The sequence below is a fragment of the Alteromonas algae genome, from assembly GCF_049117195.1.
In the GTDB taxonomy this organism is placed as follows: domain Bacteria; phylum Pseudomonadota; class Gammaproteobacteria; order Enterobacterales; family Alteromonadaceae; genus Alteromonas.
Genome location: NZ_CP185260.1, coordinates 2,334,709 through 2,358,588, shown reverse-complemented (window position 1 = coordinate 2,358,588; position 23,880 = coordinate 2,334,709). Strand labels below are relative to the sequence as shown.

Here is a 23,880-nt window from a genome sequence, read left to right as displayed (position 1 = left end):
TAAAAAAACGCCTACATTTAATATAATCTTGAATATCAAACTCATATGGATGTGGGGCGTTCCTTAGTGTGGTGGGTTTGCTAATGTCTATAAAAAGAAAGTTTCTATTCGCCATATCTGCTGTTATCGCATTCATCGCGCTGATGATTGCTGGCATGACGATACTGACGACGTCACAAAGCGTAAAAGAAGAAATAGAACAGCAAAAGCGTAAAACAGCTGACCGGCTCATTAATATCCTCTCTATAACCGACACTATCATGCAAGAACGTGTGGTAAGCAGCATGGCCCTGTTGAAACTGCGTGGCGGTGAACTAGGTACACCACGCCAGAGTGGGACGGCAATTGTGAAAAACACAACGGCCTCGCAATTGTTCCTTGGTTCGCAGCCCCAAGCCAACGACTTCACGCTGGTAGATGCGCTGACCGATATTATGGGTGGCACAGCAACCCTATTTAGTAAAACCGGTGACGACTTCATACGAGTAAGTACTAACGTGATTAAAGATGGTCAACGTGCTATCGGCACCAAGCTCGCCCCATCAGGAAAGGCGATGGCCAACATTAAGCGCGGTGAACCGTACTACGGGGCGGTAGACATTCTTGGGAGCCCGTATCTTACCGCTTATGAGCCCATGAGAGATGCCTCTGGCACCGTTATTGGTATTTGGTATGTCGGCTATTCTGCGGACATGAAAATACTTGAGGAAGTGATCAATGAAAGTCACTTGCTCGATGATGGGTTTGTTGCGCTAAGAGACAGCAAGGGCAACATTAGAATGCATTCGTCTCATGTTAATGATGCCGAAGTAAATAGAGCCCTCAGTGACCGTGATGGAAAGTGGATCACTACGGTGATGCCATTTGAGGCGTGGGGGTATGACATCATATTAGCAGCGTCATCGTCAGAAAAATCGTCATTAGTCAGCGCCGCAGTTTTTGTCCTTTTATTCAAAATCCTAATGGCAAGTATATTTGTACTTGTCACAGTGGCTATTCTTATTTCCAAAATAGTGGGTAAGCCTCTGGATGAGTTCATTGCTGTGCTTAGTAATCTTGCCTCAGGTGAAGGAGACCTTACCTTTAGGTTCAGAGAAACCGGGGGGGATGAATTTGGAGAAATGTCTCGCGGGTTTAACCGCCTACTTGCTCAACTGCAAGATACCTTGCTTGATGTTGATGAAGCCACCGAAGCGATGCTTCACAAATCTAAAGTATTATCGTCAACGGCTGACGCCTCGAATAACACTGTGGCCTCACTGAGTGATGAAACGCAAGCCATTGAAATGGCAATCAATGCGTTGAGGGATAACGCTGAAGAGGTCGAGCGAAACATTTTAGAGTCAAGCGATGCGGCCGGGAATGCGGATACTGATACGCGTAAAAGTTCCGAGGTGCTTAGTGCCACTATCACCGACATAGAAACGCAGGCGAAAGACGTTGACGCATCAGTGGCAGTTATTACCGAACTTGCGCAGGCTAGTGAAGAGATCAGCGGCGTAATGGAAGTTATCAGTAATATCGCAGAACAAACAAACTTATTAGCGTTGAACGCCGCCATCGAAGCGGCACGGGCAGGAGAACAAGGGCGAGGCTTTGCAGTAGTCGCCGATGAGGTCCGGTCGCTGGCAAGCAGAACGCAAGCATCAACAGAAGAAATTCGCAAAATGATTGATAGGTTGCAACAGGGCAGTAGGCAGGCCTCGTCTAAAATGCAAAGTAATAAAGACAATGCTTTTAGAACCGTTGAGGTAACAAAAGAAGCCGGCGCTTCACTTGAACAAGCATTACACGCCGTTGCCACCATAACCACATTAAATAAAATGGCGGCAGATATCGCCCAACAACAAAAAGGCGTTACCCAAGACGCACATGCACGGCTATCGAGTATTAGAGAAGTGGGCGATAGTAATAGTCGTTATGCCAATGAAGTCGTGCAAAACTGCAATGATTTAGTCGAACAAATAGGCCGTATGCAAGGACAGTTACGAAAATATAAGTTTTAGGTGTATTAAATACTTATAAGCAAAAGCGTTATCATCAATAACCTAGCGCAGACCAAGGTGATGTAACGATATAAACACGTTATGTAACAATTTAAAGTGCGTAAATAGGGTGTGAAACCTTGTGTTGCAAGGTTAGCCCTTTTATTCTCATTGTTGAAAAGAAGAGATCTCAATCTTTCAACAACGGAATAAACACAATGAAACGAGTTACCGCGCTTTTTAGCGCTGTACTATCGTTGTCTTCGTCATATGCATTTGCCGAAGATGTCGAGTACAGATTGCCCTCATCAGTTACCCCAACCTTCCAACGTATTCACCTAAATTTAGACGCAGACGCACCAGGCTACTCTGGTTCAACCTCTATCGACATTACTGTGAATGAAGCAACGCAAAAAGTGGGCTTCTATGAACAGGATTTAGTCATATTGAATGCATCACTGTCGTTTAATGGCGAGAAAATTCCGCTTAACGTATCTGAAGGGGAATACGATATGAATTGGGGCGAGGCAAATAGCATGCTTAGCCCAGGCAAGTACACGTTAGACATTAATTTTGAAGGTAAGGTTAATACGTCTTCAGATGGCATGTATCTATCTCGCTTTGAAGATAAAAACTATATCTTTACCCAGTTTGAAGATATGCATGCGAGAAAAGCGTTTCCAAGTTTTGATGAGCCTATTTTTAAAATACCCTACCAGATGACGATTAGCTCACCGGTAAACCAAGTGGTGGTATCTAATACGCCGGTTGAAAACGAAGAGACAAACGAAGGCATAAAAACGGTAACGTTTGAAAAGACTAAGCCGATGCCTACCTATCTTATTGCGTATACTGTAGGGCGATTTGATAGCGTTGAAATGACGGGGCTGCCGGTTCCTGGCAGGCTGTATGTGCCCAAAGGCTATGCTGATAAAACCGCGTTTGTGGTGAAGCATACGCCTGAAATACTGGCGTCACTAGAAAACTTCTTTGGCATTAAATATCCTTATAAGAAAATGGACTTCGTTGCGGTACCTAACTTTACGCACGGCGCTATGGAGAACGTTGGCCTTATCACTTACCGTGATAGCTTACTCCTGCTAGAGGACGAGCCAAGCTTAACCGAGCGTTCGAGACCACTCAATGTTATTGCTCATGAGCTTGCACATCAATGGTTTGGTAACTTAGTCACCATGGCGTGGTGGGACGATTTATGGTTAAACGAAGCGTTTGCTTCGTGGGCCGCTAGCTATGTTATGAAAGAACTTTACCCTGAACTTAACTATGCTGACCGCATTGTTCAAGAGGGTGCTTTTGGCGCAGATGCAAGTCCAACCGTAAAGCCGGTTAAAAAAGAAGTAAGAACGCAGCCAGATGTAATGGATGGTCTTGGGCTTAACTACTCAAAGGGCGAATCGATATTACAAATGATCGAGTCGTTAATTGGTACCGATAAATTCCGTGAAGGCGTGCGTGCATATATGAAAGAGCACGCCTGGGGTAATACGGTTGCAGATGACTTGTGGCGAGCGCTTGATGGCGTGTCTGATTTTAATCTAAGCGCGATGATGAAAGCGTATTTAGAACAGCCAGGTTACCCGCTTATTCATATTGGAACAGACGGCAGTGTCGTGCAGTCTCGTTTTCATTATGCGGGCGCAACGGTTGCACCTCAAACGTGGGCTATTCCCTTAAAGCTTACCTACAAAGCAAACGGTAAAATTAACCAAGAAGTGGTATTTATCGATAAAGAAACCACTAGGCTTCCTCAACTTGCTGAAGCAGATTGGGTGTATCCTAACGATAATGCTACGGGTTACTTCCGTTGGGCGGTAAGCGGTGAGCAACTAAACGCGTTGCTTGCTGATATTGATGCACTTAATAAACGAGAAAAGAAAAACGTTCTCTATAACTACCAGGCGCTATTAAACGCCGATGAAGTCGGGGTTGATAGTGTTATGAAGGTGCTCAATGCATTGGCAAACGATACTGACCCAGCCGTTATTCGAGCTGCAGTAGGTATATTGGCCGAGTTTGAGTACCTCGTGAATGATGACAATGAAGCGGATTATGCCGCGCTACTTAACGACAAATATCTGCCGTTGTTAAACCGCTTAACGCTCACGCAAAGCGACACAGATTCTGCAGACGTTATTCGCCTTCGTAATTTGCTGTTTGGTGTTTTGGGGTTATATGCAAATAACGAGGAACTGATTGCCAAAAGCGAAGTAATCGCGAAGCAGTATATTGCAGACCCAACAAGTGTACCTTCAGGAATTGCTGGAACCGCTATCGCGATTACTACCAAGTACAGTGCGGTGAAAGACAACGCCAAATGGTTTGACACTATCGTTAAGGCCTTTAAAGATGCGCAGCTGCCTAACGTAAAAAGAACCTTAGTGTACTCAATGCGATTTGACGACAAAGCGTCTGTGTTTAAGATGCTTGATTTAGCGCTAACCGATGACATTACACCGGCAAATACGGTATCGATGGTGATAAGTGTTGCGCGAAGTCTCGACGACCATACGCTTCTTTATGCATGGTTAAATGAAAATAAAGAAGCGCTAATTGCAAAAATGCCAGACTACCACGTGTCTCGCATGCCTGAATTTGTCTCAACCACTTGCTCTGCTGATAACCTCGCTATGGCCAATGCGTTTTACGCACCTATTCATAGTGAGCACCAAGGCATGTCTCGAGGCCTTGAAATTATGCAGGATGAGTCAAACCAATGCTTGCGTTTGAAAGCAGCGTTCCAAAAAGACTTTGATGCGTTTCTCGCTAACGCAAACTAATACACCGTTTTAGCCTATCGAAAGAGCACCATATTGGTGCTCTTTTTTTTGCCTGTAAGCAGTTCGTGGCTGCCCACAGATTTTTCCTTAACCCTCTGTGATAGTGCTCGTCATTTCGCCCGGCTCAATTAATAGCCAAATGTTACAGTTTAGCTTTACCTGAACAATGGTATAGGTCAGTTATTCATCAAATAAGTTTATTTTGACGCGCTAACGCTATGAAAAATAACAGGTATGATCTTTTTATTATTATTTTCATTAAGTTCTTGTTGTCTATACCTATGTATAAGAAGTTATACCTTCCTACACAATGTTCAGGGTAAAAAGATGGTGAAGCTAGTCGGAAATAAAAAGCTGCGGGTGACAAAGTCAGCGCTAATGATTAATGCACTATTAAGTAGCACGTTGTCGTTTGGCGTTATGGCCGATACGGTATGGCAAGAGAATTTTGAGGCGGAAGCGCTGCAAAATAAGGGAGCAGTAGGGCAAGTTGATGCGCCGATAACGGTAGATATGGACGGCGTTACACGCTGGAGTATTGATGTTTCGGCAGCTGCACTAACGGCTACAACCGATTGGTTTAAAGTTAATAACAATGCCCTTCAAGCGCGAGACGTCGATGGCGAGGTTATTTGGGAATCTGAAACGATTGATATAAGCGGTCACACTAGCGTAAGCCTCGACGTTCTATTGTCGCAAAGCGGTACGTATGAAAGTGCCGACTACGTTAATGTTTTTTATTCTGTCGATGGGCAAAGCTTCGAGTTAGTGACCTTAACTGAAGGTACCACGACAACGGTTAATGATGACTTTGGCAGCGTAACAGTTACTGTCGCAGTGCCACAAGGTTCAACGCTTGTAGTGCGCGTGGCGATGGCAAACAATGCGAGTAGCGAGTATTCAAACCTTGAAAGCGTAACGGTGTCATCAGCGACAGGTGATGACGGAAATACAGGCGGTGACGATACTGGCGGTGATAATACTGGCCAACCAAGCGATGAGCTTCGCATGTTGTCACAAACCTGCTTTAACTGCCCTGATTTGCAGGCAATTAACCTAGCAGATGATTTTGTTGAATCTGTTTACTACGCCGCACTTGACACGGCCTTATCGAATCAAGACAGTGCAGCTTCTTTAAAAGCCATTACGCAAGACATTATATCAATTGGTCATCGCCCATTAACGTATTCAGAAGCGTGGACTGCACTGACGTATACCGATGAAGACCCAGCAAATACCGATAACGTTATTCTTTTTTATAAAGGAATCTCTCAATCTAAGTTTACCAATGGCAGCGGTTCACAGAGCACTAATCAGGACAACTGGAATCGTGAGCATGTGTGGGCAAAAAGTCATGGCTTCTCTAGCTCGAGCTTAACCGCATACACCGATATTTTACATTTACGCCCTACGGATATTTCGGTGAATAGCGCGCGGGGCAATCTCGATTTTGACTTCAGCGATAGTCCACTGTCAGAAGCACCTGCTAATCGTGTAGACAGTAATTCATTTGAACCACGCAATGCAGTAAAAGGCGACGTAGCGCGTTCATTGATGTATATGGACGTACGTTATGATGGTTCTAATAGCAGCGATGCAGAAGCTGACTTAGTGCTGCTCAATCGATTGACGACAACAGATGAAGCTGCGTTAGGAAAGCTATGTGTATTGCTGCAGTGGCATGAGAGCGACCCAGTCGATGAATTCGAGCGGACACGAAACAGCCGTGTTTACGAGTTCCAAGGAAACCGAAACCCCTTTGTTGATAAACCAGAGTTAGCGTCGCTTATTTTTAACGCAAGCTGTGACGGTTCTGGCGGCGACACCGGTGGTGATACAGGCGGAGACACAGGCGGCGATACTGGTGGAGACACCGGTGGCGATACTGGCGGAGACACAGGTGGCGATAATGGCGGAGACACAGGTGGCGATACTGGCGGCAGCGTCTCAACGAACAGTGTTTACATCTCAGAATACATTGAAGGTGGCAGTTTCAATAAGGGAATAGAGCTATTCAATGGGTCATCAGAGTCTGTTGATTTATCAGAATATACGCTTCGTCTTTTCTCAAACGGAGCAACGGGCGAAAGTGATGCTAAAGAGCTGGTACTATCTGGTGCGATTGCGTCGGGTGGTGTCGCAACATTTACTCACGGCAGCGCGGCGGCTGAGATGGTATTTGATAGCACCACCTCTAGCAGTTTTGCTATCAACTTTAACGGCGATGATTACATAGAGCTTGCCTATAAAGGTGATGTGATTGATGCATTGGGTACGTTTGGCGTTAAGACAAACTGGGGCAAAGACAAAACGCTAGTAAGAAAGGCGTCGGTTGTGTCCGGGAACCCAAACCGTAACGCTAACTTTGATGCCAGTGCAGAGTGGGACAGCTACCCTAAGGACACATTCACGTTCTTTGGCGCTCATAATGGCAGTATTTCATCGCCTGTTGACCCCACAGACCCAACCGATCCGACTGACCCAGTTGACCCTACTGAACCTGTAACCGACGTAACGCTTATAAGCGCGATCCAAGGCGAAGGCGAAGTTTCTGCATTGGTCGGTAGTACCGTTATGGTAGAAGCCGTCGTCACAAAAGTGACGCCTCAGATGAATGGTTTCTTTGTACAAGAGGAAGCTACAGATTCAGATGGTAATGACGCGACGTCAGAAGGCGTATTCGTCTACTCAACGACGTATACCACCATGCCTGCAGTGGGTGATGCGGTTAGGTTACGTGCTGATGTAGTCGAGTTTAATGGTCTCACCGAGTTAGTGTTAACTGAAAATGCAGAAGTGCTTGGTAGCGGTGATAGCGTGATATCTGCGTCGCTAGCGATGCCATTTTCTGAATCGGTAAATTTAGAAGCTTATGAAGGAATGCAAATTCGCTTCGAACAAACGCTTCGCGTTACTGACAACTATAATCTAGGACGTTACGGTCAGTTTAGTGTAGCGTCTGAGCGACTCATGATCCCCACCAATCAGTTTGTTGCGGGGTCAGAAGAAGCCATGGCGCTTGCCAATAGAAATGACCGTAATTCACTTACCGTCGATGATGGCTCTAATGCACAAAATCGTGACGATGTGCCGTTCCCTGTTGGCGGACTGTCACACACCAATCCACTGCGTTTAGGAGATAGCGTAGAAAGCCTGGAAGGTGTTTTGCACTATGGGTTTGGTTCTTATTACCTGATACCGGTTAGTGACCTTCAAACAGTAAGAACTAACGCAAGATTGAGAAACCCAATTCTCAACGCGGTAGGGGACGTAAAAGTCGCCAGCTTCAATGTACTTAACTACTTTAATGGCCCTGATTTCCCTACCGCTCGTGGTGCAGATTCTGAAAGTGAACTTGCCCGTCAGCAAGCGAAAACAGTTGCAGCATTGTTAAGTATGAACGCTGATGTATTAGGGCTTGTTGAAATTGAGAATGACGGTTACGGCAGTGATTCGGCCATTGCGACCCTGGTTAATAGCGTCAACGCTGAGCTAGGTGAAGATGGGTATCGCTATATACCAGCGGGTTCACAGTTAGGTGGTGATGCAATCGCAGTGGGTATTATCTATAAGCCTTCGGTGGTAACCCCAATGGGTAGTGCTGTTACATCATCTGACGTGCCATTCGACTTTGGCAATCGTCAGCCTTTGTTACAGGGCTTTACGGTAAACGCTAACGGAGAAGACTTTACGCTTGCAGTAAACCACTTTAAATCTAAGGGAAGCTGCGGAAGCGCAACGGGAAATAATGCTGATAGCGGTGATGGGCAAGGGTGTTGGAATGGCCTGCGAACAGAAGCGGCAGAAGGGCTTATCTCACTTGTAGAAGAAAACGGTGATGTACTTTCCCCTCGCGTGCTAATTATGGGTGATTTAAATGCTTACGCAAAAGAATCGCCTATCTTAGCCATTGAGTCGGCGGGGTATACCAACCTTGTGAATGCCTTTGACGGAGATAGTGCTTACTCGTACAGCTTCGGTGGCGAGATTGGCTATTTAGATCATGCCCTGTCAAGTGCGTCACTAACTGAGTATGTCGTTGACGCTACGGTATGGCACATCAATGCAGATGAACCTCGCGTGTTCGATTATAACGAAGAGTTTAAATCGCAAACACAGTTGGCAAACTACTACGCCCCTGATGCTTTCCGTTCATCAGATCACGACCCTGTGTTGGTGGTTCTGAATTTCCCAGAAGATATCGTTATTGGTGACTTAGACGGTGACAACGACGTTGATTACAACGACGTGATGGCGTTCTACCAAGCGTTTTTGTCTGGGCAGGCCCTTGATAGCAGCTTTGATTACAACAGCGACGGTATCGTCAACTTTTTCGACCTTCAAGCGTTAATGGCAATGTGTACCCGCGCTGGTTGTGCAATTTAATTTTAAGGAATAACAACATGAAAAAACTATTTTTACTTCTTGTGGCAGCCGCCACCTTTAATGTGAATGCCGCTTTGATTACGGTGTCGACTGATAAAGCAACGTACAACGTGGGTGATACGATTGTTGCCACAGTAAGTGCGACTAATTTAGCGTTACCTGGAGGCTTTCAAACATTATTTAGCGGTTATTCAACGCAGTTGACCTTTGATGCATCGTTGCTTGATGCTGTCTCTGGTAGCGTGATGTCACTTGCGCCTTTCGGGCCAGAGCTGGCGCCGTTTCCTATTGGACCTCTTTTCAATCAAACCATACTTGGGAACAGCGTTACTGTGAATTCTTTCCTATTTCCTTTTGACCCAACAAGCCAGCTAGGTAGCAATACCATTGGGTTATTTAGCGTAAGCTTTACTGCTAAGGCAATTGGCGATGCAGTATTGGCAATGGGGCTCAGCTCAGTGTCTGAGCCCGCATTTCAATCTCTTCCTCCAACACAGGTGGGAACGCAAAACACAAGCTTTGCAATCACTCAAGTGTCAGCGCCTGGTACAGGCGTACTTGCTGCCCTCGCGTTAGCAGGTCTTATTGTAGTGCGTCGCCGTGTAAGCCGCTAAAGGCAAGCCGACATTGATAAAAGCCCAGCTAACGCTGGGCTTTTTTTTGCCTTCTTATTGAGGAAGAGTATTACCAAAGAGGCTATTTACACACGACTTAAAATAAACCACACTGGGTAAAAATAACTAGGGTGTAATGTTTATGTTAGATACGCTTTCTTATGCACAACGTCAACGTTTAGCGTACATCGACTTTTGTTTATTGTTCAAAGGGGCTATTCATCGCCAAGACTTAATTAGCCGCTTCGAAGTCGGGTTGTCGGCGGGCTCAAGAGATTTTACGGTGTACAAAGAGCTTGCACCACACAATCTATATTATGACGCAAGCGTGAAGCGGTACTTTCAAACCGATACGTTTACGCCCTTGTTTAATCATGATGCAAAGCGGACGCTTGTTAAATTAGCTAATGACATTTCTGATGGGTTTGATGCTATTGGCGATATGCACTTTCCTGTTGAAAGTGCGTCGTCGTTGAATGTGCCCGATATTTTCGTGGTAGCCAAAGTGGTGCAGGCTATCATTAACAAAAAGGCGATAAGCGTTATATACACCTCGTTAAGCAGTGGCTCTGGCGCTCGCGAGCTTGTGCCCCATAGTATCGTTGATAATGGACAGCGTTGGCATGTTCGGGCTTTTGATAGAAAGTCGGGAAGTTTTCGTGACTTTGTACTTACACGCATTAGTAAAGTATCGATAAGAGACGAGCCTGAGAGCAGTGAATGCACCGCGCATGACAGTGCATGGTGTCGCATGATAACTCTCGAACTTGTTCCCCATCCGAAAAATGTTAAACATCCTACAGCAATAGAGCTCGATTATGCCATGGACGCGGGCGTCCTTGTGCTAGAGGTTCGAGCAGCCATGGCAGGGTATCTGCTTCGCCGCTGGAACGTAGATTGTACTAAGCATGCAAGTTTACGGACGGGCGAGTACCAACTTTGGCTACGCAATCAAGAGTCGCTACTCAATACCGACAACCTGGCTATTGCCCCCGGCTATATTGGCGAGCAAACCGCTTACGAATAAAAACGTTAAAGCAAACCATCACAAACCTTTCGCGATACCTATCAGCGGTGCGCGTTGTGCACGCTTATCATGGTGCATAGCGTATCGCTGTAATCATTCTTGCCTGCAATCAGTAACTGTAAGAAATTCTTCAATTTAGTGTCAAAACACTGTCACCGAACATTCATAAAACCAGTTCATTATCGTTTTCGCTAACACGACGCAACGGGAAGCTGCGCACAGTCGTTTCTCGCCATAACGCTAAGGAAAAAAAATGAACAACGGCACGTTTCGAACTATTACGTATTCAGCTATTGCACTGGCAGTAGCGTTTGGTTTATCTGCATGCTCACTGGAAGGTGACGACGGCGCAGACGGTATTGATGGCGCGATTGGCTCGCAAGGCCCTGTCGGTGAACAAGGTCCTATTGGTGAACAAGGTCCTATTGGTGAGCAAGGCCCACAAGGCGATGCTGCAGGCAAACTTACTCGAATTGCAACCGTACCTTTAGGTTCAGAGGTTACAGGGATTTTTTTGACAGATGAAGGCGACTTGTTCTTCAACGTTCAGCATCCATCTGGCGCGAATACGCAAACCAATAGCGTAAACGACATGCCAATCAATACGGGCACGGTGGGAGTTTTAGCTGGTGTGAATTTTAACCAGTTACCCGCCACACTTCCAAACTCACCCGTACCGTCATCAGATGTTGAAAAAGAGCTTGTGGTATCAGCCATTGGGCAATATCAGATACTGGGTCAAACAGGCGATACATTCGGTGCCGACCTTCCAGAAGGTTTGGGGCACATCTATACGCTCGACGGCGAAGAGTTAGTGCTTGAAAACGACATGCCTGATTTCAATGGCTTTATTACTACCGCAGAGGGTGAAGGGTATCTATTTTCTAACTGGGAAGAGCTACCTGGTGGAATGAGCCGCATGAAAATTAAAAAAGATGATTTAGGTATGTGGCAAGTCACAGAAGCCATGATGCTCGATTTTTCGCCTGTGTGGGGCACGGCGGCAAATTGCTTCGGTTCAATGTCACCCTGGAATACGCCACTCACGTCCGAAGAATGGGTAGTTAACTCATCTGTTGATTCCACTACCTCGCCGAGCTGGAATGACCCTGTTGCTGTGAGCACGGAGTCTCGCTTAGGACGCATGTGGGAGATGACCGCGCCAGATGTGCCAAACCCGTACAACTATGGCTACATTGCCGAAGTGACTGAACCATTGGCCGATAGCCCTGTCATCGTAAAACATTTTGCAATGGGCCGTTACGAGCATGAAAACTCAACCGTTATGCCCGATGGTAAAACCGTGTACTTATCACAAGATGACACGGGCGGTGTATTGTTTAAGTTTATCGCTGATACTGCAGAAGACTTGTCTGCTGGTACCTTGTACGGCGCTAAGCTAACGCAAGATTTGGGACAAAACGATCCTGCCACGACCGGTTTTTCAGTTGAATGGGTCGAGTTAGCCAGTGGCGATAACCTGACTATTCGTGCATGGATTGATGAATACAACGGTTTGGGAACAGATGATTATGTAGAAGGTGAAAGTTCCTTTATTACCATGGCTGATGTTCAAGCATGGGCTGATGGTGATACCACGTACCCCACAGTAGAGCAGGGTGGCTCTCGTATTACCGCTGGTCAGCCGATGGATGATCGTGTCGCGTTCTTAGAAAGCCGAGCTGCGGCTAAGTTGAAAGGCGCTACGGCGGAATGGCGTAAGTTAGAAGGCATTTCAATCAACCAAAAACGTGCTCAAGAGGCGGTTGAGGGTACTGATATGATTGCTGATGAAGTCGTCGAAAGCGCCTACCTATACATAGGAATTGCTGATATCGACAACACTATGGTGGATGAAGAAGGCGATATGCAGCTGTCTGCTCGCGTAAAAGATTGTGGCGGTGTGTACCGTGCAAAACTTGAGGCGGGCTATGACATTACGCGTATTGAGCCTGTCGTGATGGGTGGAACATACCGTTCTAGCCTGACCGGCGCAGAGCGCTGTGATGTATCGCAACTGTCTCAACCTGACAACGTTATAGTGATGAACGATGGCCGAATTTTGATTGGTGAAGACGGGTTCCAAGAAAACAATACATTATGGATGTATGAGCCTGCTCAGAAATAACGTCTTTTTTGTCTAATATAAACCGAGCACGCGAGTGCTCGGTTTTTGCCGTTGAAGTAATTATGAAAAAACTAACGCTATTAACCTCGCTTTTTTTTCTGATTGTTGTGATTTGCGCATGCGACTACGCAGGTGATGCGCGTACCCTCAATAAAAATGAAAGTCAGGCTACACCCTCTACCCATTACCCTTACGAAGAAGGGGAGAGTATCCCGGCATTGGCCTACATTGAGCACAAAGAAGTCTACAACCCTGAATCGGTTATCCCTCCTCAGTGCTATACCAAAACAGAAGGAACAAACAATCCTTGTTATGCCTGTCACCAAAGTTACGATGGCAGTGAAAGACGTCCAAACCAGATGGGAGATGGCACATTACAGGGAAACTATGAATTCTCTGATGTGGGGCTTACTAATAGCTGGAAAAATCTATTTATAGATAGAAGCCAATTGATAGACACGATAAGCGATGAAGATATTGCACATTATGTCTCTCAAGATAACTACAGCACGGCCGCCGACTTACCCGACGCGATGCGAGTGGAAGGGTTAGCATTGGCCGATAAGGCGTTTGATGACAAAGGGCTAGCCAAAGACGGAAGTGGCTGGGTTGCTTACAATTACAAGCCTTTTCCTAGTACGTTTTGGCCCACCAATGGCTCAACGGGCGATGCAATGATACGTTTGCCGTTAGCGTTTAGACAACTGAACGGTGAGGATAACGACGCCGTCTATCGGGCCAATTTAACCTTAGTTGAAATGGCAATAAAAGATGTCGAGGCGCTGCCAGTCAATGACTTAGATGAAACCCTTATAGGCCTTGATGTAAACGGCGATAATGTCATAACGTCATCGGTACGCTTGATGAAAAAACAAACCCATTATCTAGGTGATGCTAACGGGGTTCAGGTGGCGAAGATGCTTTACCCTGAAGGTGCAGAGTTTTTACATACCGTAAGGTACATTGGTATTGATGAACACGGAAATATCTTCAATGCATCACGCATGAAAGAGGTGCGGTATATGAAAAAGCACCAGTTTAGAAGCCGCGAAAGTTTGGCGTCAGCGTATTACGCTGAGGCGAAAGATAAACATTTTGAGAAACTACCTCAGACTCGATACCTCGGTGAAAGGGGCATTGATAATGGGTTTGGCTGGACAATAAATGGCTTTATTGAAAACCAAGATGGCGAACTGCGGGCACAACACGATCAGGAGTTGGCGTTTTGTAATGGTTGTCACAAAACGGTAGGGTCAACGTTTGATCAAACCTTTTCATTTGCGCGCAAAGTACCAGGCAGTAGAGGGTGGGGGTATATTGACCTTCGAGAAATTGAAGATGTCCCCAACATTAATGAGACGGAAGGCGAATTTCTCACTTATATGCGCCGAGTGGGCGGCGGCGACGAGTTCAGACAAAATACAGAGATGCTAGCAAAGTGGTTTACGGATGAGGGCGTGCTTGACGAGCAAAAAGTCGCTTCTGTCAAAAGCGTGTACGAGATGATCACGCCAAGTCCACGCAGGGCAAGATCGCTTAATAAAGCCTATTTGACGATAGTAAAAGAGCAGAGCTTTTTGTTTGGACGTGATGCCACTATTACCGAGGCGAAAAATGTACTGTCTCATATTGATAAAGCACAACCGCCGCTTAGGCCTGAAAAACGCTTCGAATGGGATATGCGACTTGATTGGGATGTGACAACAACCGCGGATGAAACAGTGGTTTACACGAAGTAAGCGTTATACTCAATATGGCGCATGCGAGGGACGTGTGTGCCATATTTTCTGCGTTGCGTAATGTCTACGCAGCAGGTTAAATGAAATCATGACGTTGCATGTGCTGTGTGAGATGACTTTTTAGACATCTGTTTTAATAATACAAAACACTGAAGAAGAACCGAAAGTGTTACTAAGCTTTCCATCGTACAATCCTTTAAATAACGTACTATCCATTGTGACGCTCTCTGTTAAGCGATGCGTATATATTGCATCGACGCCGTCACGTTGCTGTTGCAGTAAATTAAGCATGATGCGTGCCATTTTTAAGCTGTTGATTTTTATTGTTTTATTGTTTTATGAGAACGGCGGTATTGGCGTAATTACATATCTTTTGGCAATTTTACATAAGGGTGGGTCGCAACCGCTCAACAGGCTTTTTAACGCTTAACGCAACGACGGTATGTTTCGCTGTTACGATAATGCCGTAATGTTAAACTATGGTGTAGTTGCTTACGTATCACTAAGAAACTACAGTGGTGAAAGAATAGATGGAGAGAGTTGTGGATAGAGAGTCACCTGTGGTGCTTCGTCAGTTTGACAAGGCAACAATGCGAACTGTGAACGTAATAAGCGGCATCTCCCCTAATGCGATGAGAAAGGTGTTTGGTGCGTGGATTTTATTTTCCGCCTTTGTTGGTGTTACCGTTGCTGTTGCACCAGGGCTAAGCCTTCAGTTTATCCTGCTCACTATTTTTGTTCTTGTGTCATTTACCTTGGCGATGTTTGGTCAAAGCCGGATTTCAGAAGGCTGGCCTTCGATTATATGCGTAGATGACTATATCGGTGTGGTGAGAGACCCAATGAAAAGAGAATTTGTGTGTGTACAAAAATCGCTCGTAAAAGACGCCACGCCAGGGTTGATAAAACCGAATAAAAAAGCCGTTGAAATTTTGCTAGACAAGCACATGCTAACCACACATGATCAAGAAGTACTGAAACAGGGAGTGTGGCCAAGAGATGATCGGTTGGTTGGTCTGGCGCATTTTAAAAAGCGCGAAGAGGTCTGCCAACGCGTAACGGCATGCCTAGACCAAAATGTTGCAGTAAACGCCTCTTCACGAGAGGCGTGTGTGAATTAACCTTTCGTTTTCTTTAAGCTAAGTACCGTTAGTAACGGAAAGTGGTCTGAACCTATGTCTGGTAGCTTTTTAACATGGACAAGGTCGAAGTGATTAGAGTGAAATACATGGTCCAACGGCCACTTTATCAACGGATAATGCGCATGGAAGGTGTTGTAAAACGCGCGACCAATTCTAGGGTCAAGCAACCCACTAATCTGTTTAAACTTTCTTGTTGTTGGTGACCATGCCACGTCGTTCAAGTCTCCGGCCACGATGACCGGGCCTTCAATATTGGCCACTTCTTTACCGACAAGCAGTAACTCAGCATCCCTTGGCCCGGCCGTTTCGTTCTCGGTAGGGCTTGGTGGTTTAGGGTGAAGGAAAAACAAGGTCACCTTCTGCCCATTTTTAGTGAACGTTAAGCGAATTGAGGGGACATCATCTTCAATTAAAAAGCGTAGGCTAACATCTGAAAAAGGGTATTTGCTGTAAAGATGCATTCCATAAAGATTTTCTAACGGACAATGTTTTGTATAGGGGTAATCGCGTTCGATACTAGCAACGTTCTCTTCCCATCGTTTGTTTGATTCAAGCATTACAAGAAAATCAGGCTTGTGTTTCTCTACTTCAGTAAGTAGGGCATCGTAATTTTCATTCGGCATGAATACATTGCTCGAAAGAATGCTTATCGTGTGATCATTCTTGGGTGCTTTTTCACGGCGCACCTCTCTTTTATAAAATAGCGTGTACGGTACAATCCATTTAAGTTGGTACAGTAAGCTAAACGAAAGACACGCTAGCACAACGTAATCAAAAATTGCGATGTTATCGCCACCTGCTAGTGGAAGTGTCCAAGCGCTTACCACCAGAGCGGTGAAGATAAGTGCTGCTATCTGGAGGCGAGGAAACTCCCAAACTCGCACTACCCAGTGCTTAGAGGGCAGCAGCGGTGCAACGGTTATCGCAACGAGTAATACGCCAAATAGGTTGAGTGCAATATTCATATAGTCCCTTAGTAACGAAATTTTTTCGCCATTATTAATGCATTAGAATGGCATTATGTGGCCAGTAGCAATATGTTATTAAGCCTGCCCAATTCCCTTTTACGAGATGCTGGAATTGCTGACGGTTGGTAATCGGTGTTGAACAGACCATTCACTAACGACCACAGCGAATAGGCGGTAGCTACAATGTTTGATAATGGCGTGTTACAGAATTAATACTATTAACACTACTTTACCAGTTCCGATACCAGCAATTTTGATACCAGCAGCGGTAATACCTACATTGTTACGCCCACATTGGACGCTAAAGCAATAGAGGGTGCGGTAAAGCGCAGGTGCTTAATAATATAACGCGTCATAGCTTACCACCTATTTAATACGAAAGGACGCGTAAAAAATGCGTGATGCGTGAATAGATTTTACATTAAACAAAAGTGCCAAAAACAGCCTATCTCTTTTTTCTTTATATTAATCAGTTTCTTATCTTGTTGGCATTGGATTCGCATCACTGTCTGTGAGTTTCAACAAAAGGAGAAATGTTATGAAACGCACAATACTATCAATGATTGTTGCTACAACACTATCGACTTCAGCACTTGCTGGCGATATGGATAATGACAATAAATGGGAAAAAGGTGCTAAAGACGCATGGATAGATGGAAAAGCAGAAGCAACGCTGTTGTTCAATGGCAACCTAGATTCTTTTGATATTAATACTGACGTTGAAAATGGAAATGTTGTATTAACGGGTAAAGTAGATAATTCGGTAGAAAAAAAATTAGCTGAAGAGCTCGTCGCTAACATCGACGGTGTAATGTCTGTCGAAAACTCGCTGACCATTGTTGAGAAACGCAACCTAGATGAAGATGAAATGGTTGCTTCAATGTCAGACGACGTGGAAGATGGATATGAAGAGGGCACAAGTGAGCTCACTGATGCCAAAATTGCAACCGTCATCAAAACGAGGTTGCTACTAGATGGCGATATCTCTGGCTTTGATATTGATGTTGATGTAGAAGCAGGCTACGTAACGCTTACCGGTAACGTAGATACAGATGCCGAGCGTCAGCTAGCCCTAGAGATTGCAAAAAACGCTTCTGACGTTACTGAAGTAGAAGACAATTTACGTGTTGTAACAGAAACAGCGATGAATTAACCCTTGCGGTGTGTTCAAAAGCGAAAGGGGCCTTTGGCCCCTTTTTTCTTTCCTGCGCCATATGTTCTTAAACGAAGCCTTATACTCAAATCGCTACACCTAAGTTTTATACAGAAATCGTTAAACCCACGTCTGCAAACCCATATCTTGAAGCCCCGCATCTAGAAAGCCCGTATTTAGAAAGCTAAGCGGCATGACCATCATAGCTTGCGACACGGTAAACCGAATCAACTCGCAATATAATGCAGCGTTAAATTTACGCAATGCAGTGTAGGACTTGCAGATAAAAAGAGAGTTTACGCGAGAGGAGTAGCTAAGCCTCTGTATTAAATAAAGATTTTAATTGGCACGGTAGCTGCAAATATAAATGATATTAAGTGATTAGTTATGCGATACGTAATGGCTCAGTAAAGCCGTCGCAGTGCGAACCGATTACCGTTTTTAGAATGATTATTGAGGGTACAAAGATGGATTTTTTACGTTGGTTGTTTTCAGGAATATTGTTATCAGTATCTATCGTAGTAGCGGGCGTTCTGGGTAACGGTTTTGCGTTCATGAGCCAGGCAGAAGCAGGCAGTGGCAACGCACAGTTTCACACCGGTATAGTAAAAATTGAACGTGCGTACAAGCTGACCGATTTTGATGTGTCTAAAAAGCAACATTTGCTGAGAAAAACACGGGTAGAATATTACATTGCAGAAGCCAAGCAAGCAGATATTCGAGGTTGGACGTATAAAAGAGAGCAGTTGGTAGAGCGCGCGCAAGGTTTGTTATCGTATCATCAAACTCGTTTTACGTTCAGCGACCAAGCGTAACATTTAGCAACCTCAGTTAACGCAAGGCGAGTGATATCTATCCCTCGCCTTACGATATCAATTACTATATATCTACAATTTTAAGCGTATTAGTCGCACCAATTTTTTCCATTTCGTCGCCGTAGGTCAAAATAATGCTGTCTCCGCTTTTCACTAAGCCCTTCTCTTTTAGAACCGCAACAACATCATGCTTTAACTTGCCAGGCTCACTGTTAGAAGAGTCGAAATAGACGGGTTGAACACCGCGACACAGCGCCATTAAATTAAGCGTTTCCTCGTGACGAGACATAGCGATAATGGGCAGTGCAGTAGTAATGCGAGACATTAACTTTGGTGTGGTACCACTTTCGGTCAACCCGATAATAGCTTTGACGCTGGGAAGGTGGTTGGCGGCGTAAACAGCCGATAGGGCGATAGACTCACTGGTTGACGCGAACAACTCGTCCATACGGTGTTTTGATATTTTGACGCTTGGGTGTGTTTCAGCGCCTTCACAAACCCGTGCCATCGCTTCAACGGTTTCAATAGGGAAGTTACCCGCGGCCGTTTCTGCTGATAACATGACCGCATCGGTACCATCTAGTACTGCATTGGCCACGTCCATCACTTCGGCACGAGTAGGCATCGGGCTATCAATCATAGATTCCATCATCTGTGTGGCAGTGATCACTACTTTATTCAACTGGCGTGAGCGAGCGATAAGTTTCTTCTGTACACCAACGAGTTCAGCATCACCAATTTCCACACCTAAGTCACCACGCGCTACCATTACGGCGTCTGACGCGCTTATGATGTCTGTAATCGCTTCATCGGTTGCTACGGTTTCAGCGCGCTCGACCTTAGCGCAAATTTTAGCATAACAACCGGCAGCTTCCGCGAGCTCCCGCGCATAATTTAAATCAGCACCACTACGAGGAAACGATACCGCAAGGTAGTCAACGCCGATCTTTGCAGCGGTCTTGATATCTTCTTTATCTTTTTCAGTCAGCGCTTCTGCAGATAGCCCCCCGCCTTGACGATTGATGCCTTTATTATTACTTAACTTGCCGCCAACGGTTACTTCGGTAACGACTTTACGGCCTTGAACTTCAGTTACTTTAAGTTGGATACGTCCGTCGTCAAGAAGCAGGATATCGCCAGCAGAAACATCGTCTGGCAGGGCTTTATAATCGATCCCTACTTTTTCAGCGGTGCCATCATCTCGACCCAACTCAGCATCAAGCACAAAAGGAGCGCCAACATCTAAATGTACGGCGCCGTCAACGAATCGTGCAACACGTATTTTAGGCCCTTGCAAATCACCTAATATGGCAACATATTTGCCAAGGCTTTTTGCCGCCTCTCTCACGCGCTTTGCTCTTTCGATGTGATCTTCGGCCTGGCCGTGAGAAAAGTTCATTCGAACGGTGTTAGCACCGGCTGCAATAAGTGCCTTAATTTTTTCTAGAGAGTCAGTGGCTGGGCCAAGGGTGGCAAGAATTTTGGTTCTTCTGGTCATGTGAATCCGTCGCTCGTTTTTAGAGTGAAACGCTTAGAAATAACATATGCAGCGTTGTAGCACCGCACGTGTAATCGCTTTACGTAATTTTATTACAGAATAGTAGATGAAACTGACTGAAATGTGAATTAAAGAAAGAAAAACACATCACTGGCTCGACCAGTTATCGTCTTTTTGGTAACTCAAGTCGGCAGCAACCCGTACTAATAAACAGAAATAAGCGTAGGATACGAAGAGGGGTTTATCAACCTGCTCATGAAAATGCAGGTTGATAAATAAGACAGAGAAAAGGTGTTTCTTGAACGCTAGGAGTTGGGTTTTTCGTAGCGCGAACCGCGAAGCGTATCCTTTACGCGCTTTAAGTTTTCTCTAAATTTATTGCCTCGTCGAAGGGTAAACCCCGTCGCCAAAACGTCAATGAGAGTGAGCTGCGCAATACGTGATGCCATTGGCATATACATATCGGTATCTTCAGGTACCTCTAGAGATAAAACAAACGTACATTCTTGCGCAAGCGGGCTATTTGCTGAAGTAATACCTACTACAGTGGCATCGTTCATCCGCGCGATTTGCGCAATCTCTACCAAGCTCTTTGTCCGCCCGGTATGAGAAATCAATACAACCACATCGCCATCGGAGCAATTCATGCAGCTCATACGCTGCATGAGGATATCTTCAAAGTAGACAACGGGCACATTAAAGCGGAAAAATTTGTTTAACGCATCGTGAGCAACAGAAGCGGACGCCCCTAAACCAAAAAATGAAATCTTTTGCGCCTGCGTAAGTAAATCAACAACACGATTGACCGTTTGCACATCGATAGATTGCTTGGCTACCTCAAGAGAAGCCATGGTCGATTCGAATATTTTATTGGTGTACTCGCCGGGACTGTCGTTTTCATCGACATGCCTGTTAACGTAGGGCGTACCGTTTGCCAAGCTTTGCGCTAAATGCAGCTTGAAATCGGGAAATCCTTTGGTGTCTAGTCGCCGACAAAAACGATTCACGGTTGGCTCGCTTACATCAGACATTTTGGCTAATGTTGCTATACTCGAATGAATCGCGGTTTGAGGGTTCGCTAGGATAATTTCAGCAACCTTACGTTCTGATTTACTAAAGACTGCTTTGTTTTGCGTTATTTTTTCTAAAATATTCATAAGGTTGTAACAAATTTCAAGAGTGATTTGATTTAATGTTCAACCGTAATAGTACCCAATGTGACAGAAGTAACAAGAAAAATGTAATTTTTTGACATTTTATTGCTGTAAACTTGCTGAACTGAATGAGATTTCGTGCTAAATGTGCGGTAGATAGATGTTAGTAAGGTGAAAGTTGTAATTTTACTACATTTAGTGTTAACTATATGCTAATAACTCACGAATGACCGCTAAGAATAGCGATGTGTCTTTCGTTTATTTATATTAAGAAGGTCGACGAATATGGTATTGGAGAATTCCTACGAACCCTGTGACTTTGTGCTATTCGGCACGTTAGGGGATCTTTCGAGACGTAAGTTATTACCGTCTTTATACCAGCTAGAGAAAGCTGACTTGATGCACCCAGAAACCACCATCGTAGGGGTTGCGCGTCAAGAGATGTCACTTGATGACTACATTGAAGAAGTTCACAAAAACTTAGTCAAGTTTGGTGAAAAAGACTTATGCCAGCAGACCTGGGAAAAAATGAAGGCGCGTTTGCACTACGCCTGCGTCGACATGAAAGATGTAACCAGTTACAGCGTGCTGGATGACCATGTCGACCCATCAAAGACAATGGTGTGCTACTTAGCAACGCCTCCGGCAATTTACGGTGATATCTGTCAAGGGTTACACAGCTGCGAGATTATCGATTCAAGTGTTCGTGTTGTTCTTGAGAAACCAATTGGTCATGACCTGGAATCATCAAAGGTGATTAACGAACAGGTCGCCGAATACTTCGATGAAAAACAAATTTATCGCATCGACCATTACCTTGGCAAAGAAACAGTACTTAACCTGGTTGCGCTTCGTTTCGCTAACTCTATTTTTGCGACAAACTGGGATCATAACTGCATCGACCATGTACAGATTTCTGTTGCTGAGTCGGTCGGTATAGAAGGCCGTTGGGGCTACTTCGATGACGCTGGCCAAATGCGTGATATGGTGCAAAACCATCTTTTACAAATTCTTAGTCTAGTGGCGATGGAACCGCCGACGACACTTGATGCAGACAGCATTCGAGACGAAAAACTTAAAGTGCTTAAAGCGTTGCGCCCTATCAATTCATTCAATATCAATGAAAGTACGGTTCGAGGCCAATACACAACAGGCTTTGTAAAAGGCGAAGAAGTACCGGGTTACCTAGAAGAAGACGATGCGAATAAGCAAAGCCGCACTGAAACCTTTGTTGCTATAAAAGCGGAAATCGATAACTGGCGTTGGGCGGGGGTTCCTTTTTACCTTCGTACCGGTAAACGTATGCCAAACAAAGTAAGTGAAGTGGTTATCTATTTTAAACGTCAACCACATAACTTATTCGGTGACAGCTTCAAAAACCTTCCGCCTAATAAATTGGTTATTCGCTTGCAGCCTGACGAAGGCGTCGAAATTACGGTAATGAACAAAGTACCGGGGCTAACTAACTCAGGTTCAATGGACCTTCAAAAATCAAAGCTAAATCTTAGTTTTTCTGAAGCGTTCGCAGATGAGCGTATTCCCGATGCTTACGAGAAATTGTTGTTAGAGGTGATGTTAGGTAACCAAGCACTGTTTGTTCGCCGCGATGAAATTGAACAAGCATGGACGTGGGTTGATTCAATTCTTGAGGCGTGGAAAGCGTCAAGTGAGCCACCAGAGCCTTATCAAGCGGGAACATGGGGGCCGGTTGACTCGATTGGCTTATTAGCGCGAGAAAACCGCAGCTGGTACGAAAGCAAAACACCGAAGAAGAAATAGTATGGCTTTAACAACATTATCATTTGAAAGCCCAGATGCGCTGACCAGCGCATTTGCGGCAGATTTAGTAAGCATTTTAAAGACCGGAATTAAAACCCGCGGTCGCGCATCGCTTGTGGTCAGTGGTGGAAGAACGCCGTTGCCACTTTTCAAGCAGCTGAGTGAGACCGAGCTTGAGTGGGATAAGGTTGATATTACCCTTGCCGACGAACGTTGGGTAGACGAGGGGCATGAGGCGAGCAACACCAGTCTTGTTAAACAAAACCTTATTCAGAATAAAGCAGCGTCGGCACGCTTTGTTGAACTAAAAACTGACGGACATGATGCCAACGACGGCGTTTCAGCTGCGCAAGAGAATGTAGCCAGCATGGCACAACCTTTTGACGCACTTATCTTAGGAATGGGAGAGGATGGTCATACGGCGTCGCTGTTCCCTTGTTCTGAACAAGTGCAAGCAGGGTTAGACATGAATAGCGGTAACACGTGTATTGCGGTGCAGCCAACCACAGCACCACATCAACGTATATCCCTCACATTGCCTGCGTTATTAAACAGTAGAAACATCTTTTTGCATCTTACTGGCGAGAAAAAGAAGCAAGTACTTTTAGACGCTATCGAGAATGCAACAGAATTGCAAAAGCCCATTACCGCAGTAGTTAACCGCGCGCCGGTTACCTTAATGTGGGCGCCATAG

The 23,880-nt window shown here is 45.2% G+C and carries 16 protein-coding genes; 12 read left to right on the top strand and 4 right to left on the bottom strand.

Annotated elements, in window-relative coordinates:
* Window positions 1–83: 83 nt before the first annotated feature.
* The 7 genes from ACOJRU_RS10580 to ACOJRU_RS10550 all read left to right on the top strand — a co-directional run bounded on the left by ACOJRU_RS10580 (window position 84) and on the right by ACOJRU_RS10550 (window position 14,677).
* Window positions 84–2,006, top strand: coding sequence for a methyl-accepting chemotaxis protein (locus ACOJRU_RS10580; protein WP_421131714.1), 1,923 nt, complete (start codon window positions 84–86; stop codon window positions 2,004–2,006).
* A 197-nt stretch (window positions 2,007–2,203) separates the two neighbouring features.
* Window positions 2,204–4,783, top strand: coding sequence for a M1 family metallopeptidase (locus tag ACOJRU_RS10575; RefSeq protein WP_421131713.1), 2,580 nt, complete (start codon window positions 2,204–2,206; stop codon window positions 4,781–4,783).
* Window positions 4,784–5,110: 327 nt separating this feature from the next.
* The gene (locus tag ACOJRU_RS10570) at window positions 5,111–9,169 is read left to right on the top strand and encodes an ExeM/NucH family extracellular endonuclease (protein ID WP_421131712.1); all 4,059 of its coding nucleotides are present in this window, start codon (window positions 5,111–5,113) and stop codon (window positions 9,167–9,169) included.
* A 17-nt stretch (window positions 9,170–9,186) separates the two neighbouring features.
* A complete protein-coding gene (locus tag ACOJRU_RS10565) occupies window positions 9,187–9,783 on the top strand; it encodes a PEP-CTERM sorting domain-containing protein (RefSeq protein WP_421131711.1) in 597 nt (198 codons plus the stop codon).
* Window positions 9,784–9,925: 142 nt separating this feature from the next.
* The gene (locus ACOJRU_RS10560) at window positions 9,926–10,810 is read left to right on the top strand and encodes a WYL domain-containing protein (protein ID WP_421131710.1); all 885 of its coding nucleotides are present in this window, start codon (window positions 9,926–9,928) and stop codon (window positions 10,808–10,810) included.
* A 253-nt stretch (window positions 10,811–11,063) separates the two neighbouring features.
* Complete coding sequence (locus ACOJRU_RS10555) at window positions 11,064–12,938, top strand: alkaline phosphatase PhoX (RefSeq protein ID WP_421131709.1); 1,875 nt, start codon at window positions 11,064–11,066, stop codon at window positions 12,936–12,938.
* Window positions 12,939–13,000: 62 nt separating this feature from the next.
* Complete coding sequence (locus ACOJRU_RS10550) at window positions 13,001–14,677, top strand: hypothetical protein (protein WP_421131708.1); 1,677 nt, start codon at window positions 13,001–13,003, stop codon at window positions 14,675–14,677.
* A 120-nt stretch (window positions 14,678–14,797) separates the two neighbouring features.
* Here ACOJRU_RS10550 and ACOJRU_RS10545 read toward each other — a convergent pair whose 3' ends face one another.
* Window positions 14,798–14,968 (bottom strand): hypothetical protein, encoded by a 171-nt coding sequence (locus tag ACOJRU_RS10545; RefSeq protein ID WP_421131707.1) that lies wholly within the window; start codon window positions 14,966–14,968, stop codon window positions 14,798–14,800.
* 251 nt (window positions 14,969–15,219) lie between these two features.
* Here ACOJRU_RS10545 and ACOJRU_RS10540 point away from each other — a divergent pair, with 251 nt between their 5' ends.
* Window positions 15,220–15,798 (top strand): hypothetical protein, encoded by a 579-nt coding sequence (locus tag ACOJRU_RS10540; RefSeq protein WP_421131706.1) that lies wholly within the window; start codon window positions 15,220–15,222, stop codon window positions 15,796–15,798.
* On the opposite strand, the gene ACOJRU_RS10535 is transcribed toward ACOJRU_RS10540, so the two are convergent.
* On the bottom strand, window positions 15,795–16,784 hold the full coding sequence (locus ACOJRU_RS10535; RefSeq protein ID WP_421131705.1) for an endonuclease/exonuclease/phosphatase family protein: 990 nt from the start codon (window positions 16,782–16,784) through the stop codon (window positions 15,795–15,797). The two genes, ACOJRU_RS10540 and ACOJRU_RS10535, sit on opposite strands and share 4 nt — an antisense overlap.
* A 541-nt stretch (window positions 16,785–17,325) precedes the next feature.
* Between ACOJRU_RS10535 and ACOJRU_RS10530 the strand changes: the two genes are divergently transcribed.
* The gene (locus ACOJRU_RS10530; protein WP_421131704.1) at window positions 17,326–17,940 is read left to right on the top strand and encodes a BON domain-containing protein; all 615 of its coding nucleotides are present in this window, start codon (window positions 17,326–17,328) and stop codon (window positions 17,938–17,940) included.
* Window positions 17,941–18,407: 467 nt separating this feature from the next.
* Window positions 18,408–18,755, top strand: coding sequence for a hypothetical protein (locus tag ACOJRU_RS10525; RefSeq protein WP_421131703.1), 348 nt, complete (start codon window positions 18,408–18,410; stop codon window positions 18,753–18,755).
* 64 nt (window positions 18,756–18,819) lie between these two features.
* Here ACOJRU_RS10525 and pyk read toward each other — a convergent pair whose 3' ends face one another.
* Window positions 18,820–20,253 (bottom strand): pyruvate kinase, encoded by a 1,434-nt coding sequence (gene pyk / locus ACOJRU_RS10520; protein WP_421131702.1) that lies wholly within the window; start codon window positions 20,251–20,253, stop codon window positions 18,820–18,822.
* Window positions 20,254–20,558: 305 nt separating this feature from the next.
* Entirely contained in the window at window positions 20,559–21,410 is an 852-nt protein-coding gene (locus ACOJRU_RS10515; protein WP_421131701.1) for a MurR/RpiR family transcriptional regulator, read from the bottom strand.
* Between the two features lie 282 nt (window positions 21,411–21,692).
* Between ACOJRU_RS10515 and zwf the strand changes: the two genes are divergently transcribed.
* Both zwf and pgl read left to right on the top strand, forming a co-directional pair.
* On the top strand, window positions 21,693–23,186 hold the full coding sequence (gene zwf, locus ACOJRU_RS10510) for a glucose-6-phosphate dehydrogenase (protein WP_421131700.1): 1,494 nt from the start codon (window positions 21,693–21,695) through the stop codon (window positions 23,184–23,186).
* Between the two features lies 1 nt (window position 23,187).
* On the top strand, window positions 23,188–23,880 hold the full coding sequence (gene pgl, locus ACOJRU_RS10505) for a 6-phosphogluconolactonase (RefSeq protein ID WP_421131699.1): 693 nt from the start codon (window positions 23,188–23,190) through the stop codon (window positions 23,878–23,880).